Source organism: Cyanobium sp. LEGE 06143 (genome assembly GCF_015207535.1).
In the GTDB taxonomy this organism is placed as follows: Bacteria; Cyanobacteriota; Cyanobacteriia; order PCC-6307; family Cyanobiaceae; genus NIES-981.
The window spans coordinates 1-2272 of sequence record NZ_JADEWP010000278.1 but is presented as its reverse complement, the minus strand read 5'-3'; the positions used below and the strand labels follow the sequence as shown (position 1 = coordinate 2272).

Below are 2272 nucleotides of genomic sequence, written 5' to 3'. Positions count from 1 at the left end.
CTGTTGCCGTGAGCTCCGACAACGCCATCAGCCACACCGATGCCCTGCGGGTGTCCGTGCTCAGCGAGGCCCTTCCCTACATCCAGCGCTTCCGAGGTCGCCGGGTGGTGGTGAAGTACGGCGGCGCCGCCATGGCCCGCGCCGATCTGAGGCAGGCTGTGTACCGCGATCTGGCCCTGCTCACCTCGGTGGGGGTGCGGCCGGTGATCGTGCATGGCGGCGGCCCGGAGATCAACGACTGGCTGGCCCGTCTGCAGATCGAGCCCGAATTCAAGGGAGGCCTGAGGGTCACCACCCCCGAAACCATGGATGTGGTGGAGATGGTGCTGGTGGGCCGGGTCAACAAGCAGATCGTCAACGGCCTCAACAGGCTGGGGGGCAGGGCCGTGGGGCTCTGCGGCAGCGATGGGTCCCTGGTCACGGCCAGGCCCTACGGCGAGGGCCGCAACGGCCTGGTGGGGGAGGTGGCTGCGGTGAATCCCGCCGTGCTGCTGCCCCTGCTCGAGGCCGGCTACGTGCCGGTGATCTCCAGTGTGGCCGCCGACCCCGAGGGCCAGGCCCACAACATCAACGCCGACACGGTGGCGGGGGAGCTGGCCGCAGCCCTGCAGGCGGAGAAGCTGATCCTGCTCACCGACACCCCCGGGATCCTGCGCGACCGCCACGATCCCTCCACCCTGGTGCGCCAGCTCACCCTGGCCGGTGCCCGCGAGCTGATCGCCAGCGGCGTGGTGGAGGGGGGCATGACCCCCAAGACCGAGTGCTGCATCCGGGCCCTGGCCCAGGGGGTTGCCGCCGCCCACATCATCGATGGCCGTGTCCCCCATGCCGTGCTGCTGGAGGTGTTCACCGATGCCGGCATCGGCACGATGGTGGTGGGCAGTCCCCAGTTGCTGGACGGCAGGCCGTGAGCATGGAGGTCGAGGATCCGTGCGCCGGGGCCCGGCGCTGCCTGGAGCGCGGCGACTACGGCCAGGCCCTGGGCGCTCTGGAGCCCCTGGTGTCGAGCTTTCCGCCCGCCACGCCGGAGGGGGCCCAGATCCAGCTGCTGATGGCCACGGCCTGGATGGGGCAGGGCAATGCGGTGCGGGCGATCGCCTGCTGCCGCCAGGTGAAACGCTGCTCCGATGCCACCCTTCGCGCCCAGGCCAAGGACCTGCTGGAGGTGCTGGAGGCGCCGGCCCTGGAGCGACCGCGCCGCTGGTCGATCACCCTGCCGGAGCTGGGTGAGGCCGAATCGGTCACCGGCCGGCTGCAGCAGGTGGCCCGCAGCCGTCGCGCCCAACGGCCGCCGCCGCCGCCGGCGCCGCCGGTGGGCCCCACCCGGGCGCCCCTGGGCTTCGCGGCCCTGGTGCTGGTGCTGTTGTTGCTCAGCCTGCTGCTGGGGGGCTGCGGCAGCGTGCGCGCTGAGCTGCATTTCCACGGACCGGGCCGGCTGCAGGTGGGCCAGCGGCTGGAGCGGGGCCCCACGGCTGTGGCGACCCCCTGGGAGCGGGGCGTGCTGCAGGCACTGCAGCAGGCGGGCCTCAGGCCCGACGGCGCCAGTGAGCCCGGTCACGACCACGTGCTGGGAGCCACGATGCCGGCGGCCCAGGCCCTGGAGTTGCTGGCGGCCAATCTCGAAGACGCTGCTCGCCTGGCGGGGGTGGAGCTGCCTGTGCCGCAGCTGCGCTGGCAGGAGCGCAACTGGCTGCTGGGGGTKCAGCAGCGGCTGTCGGTGGCGGTGGATCTGCGCGGCGCGGATCCCGTGCCTGGCGCCGACTTCAGCCTCGACCTCGAGCCGCTCAGGCTGGCGGCGATCCGCCGGGCCGGTCCGGAATCGGTGCAGACCATTCCTGGCACCAGGGGCGTGCGCTGGCCGCTGCGCCTGGGCGCCGAGAACCGGCTGGAGCTCAGCTGCTGGCGCTGGAGTCCCCTGGGCCTGGGGGCGGGGCTGATTCTGCTCGCCCTGGGGCTGGTGGCCGCGCTGAGTCGGCTGCGCCAGCAGCTGGGTTTTGGTCTGCCCCAGTTGCCGGCCTAGGCCTGGTGCCTGCAGCTACAGGCTGAGCGGATCGGGATCGATCGCCAGGGCCACGGCGGCCGGCAGGGAGCGCCGCAGCTCCGCCTCACCCGGCAGGGGCAGGGGCGCGCCGGCAGGACCGTGCAGCAGCAGTTGCCAGCGGCTGCGGCCAGCCACCCGGGCCACCGGTGCCGGGGCCGGGCCGATCAGCCACCAGCCGCTGGCCTCGAGGGCCGGCCGCAGCAGCTCGGCGATCGCTGCCGCCGCGGTGGC

The 2272-nt window shown here is 73.4% G+C and carries 2 protein-coding genes and 1 pseudogene; 2 read left to right on the top strand and 1 reads right to left on the bottom strand.

Annotation, left to right across the window (positions count from 1 at the left end):
• Window positions 1-8: 8 nt before the first annotated feature.
• Both argB and IQ216_RS13510 read left to right on the top strand, forming a co-directional pair.
• Window positions 9-911 carry an acetylglutamate kinase gene (argB, locus tag IQ216_RS13515; RefSeq protein ID WP_186696582.1) on the top strand — a complete coding sequence of 301 codons (903 nt, stop codon included), beginning with the start codon at window positions 9-11 and terminating at the stop codon, window positions 909-911.
• Window positions 912-913: 2 nt separating this feature from the next.
• Entirely contained in the window at window positions 914-2020 is a 1107-nt protein-coding gene (locus tag IQ216_RS13510; protein ID WP_193815882.1) for a DUF3153 domain-containing protein, read from the top strand.
• A 15-nt stretch (window positions 2021-2035) separates the two neighbouring features.
• On the opposite strand, the pseudogene IQ216_RS13505 reads toward IQ216_RS13510, so the two are convergent.
• Window positions 2036-2272: pseudogene (locus IQ216_RS13505) on the bottom strand (primosomal protein N'); the annotation flags it as partial.